Here is a 422-nt window from a genome sequence, read left to right as displayed (position 1 = left end):
CGATCATGGTGGTGTCGGGGGAGACGGCGACCGCGTACTGCGGTGAGGACGCCGACCGCAGCATCACCTGGGCGGGATCCCGCCCAGCCAGCGCCGCCACGGCCAGCTCCGGCGCGCCTACGGCCGGGCCGAGCCGCCCACCGAGAACCCCTGCCCGTGACCAGCGGCTCCCCGTCAGCACCGCGTCGGTGAGATCCGTATCGGTGAAGCGGGCACCACGCAAATCCGCCCCGCTCAAGTCAGCCGCGCTCAGGATGCCGCTGATGACCTGGACACCGCCAAGATCGGTATTGCGGGCCGTCAGCCGTTCCGCTCGGACGTCACGCAGTGTTGCTCCAGTGAGCGTCGCCCCGGACAGATCCGCGCCGGACAGCGCGGTCACAGTCAGGGAAGCGCCGGTGAGCACCGCATCCCGCAGATCA

Annotated in this window: 1 protein-coding gene; it reads right to left on the bottom strand. The window is 70.6% G+C overall.

Annotation, left to right across the window (positions count from 1 at the left end; genetic code table 11):
* A partial coding sequence (locus tag MJ797_RS26080; RefSeq protein WP_239342286.1) for a pentapeptide repeat-containing protein occupies positions 1-422 on the bottom strand: 422 nt, incomplete at both ends.

The organism is Protofrankia sp. CiP3, from assembly GCF_917627345.1.
GTDB lineage: Bacteria > Actinomycetota > Actinomycetes > Frankiales > Frankiaceae > Protofrankia.
This window is presented reverse-complemented; position numbering and strand designations above follow the sequence as displayed.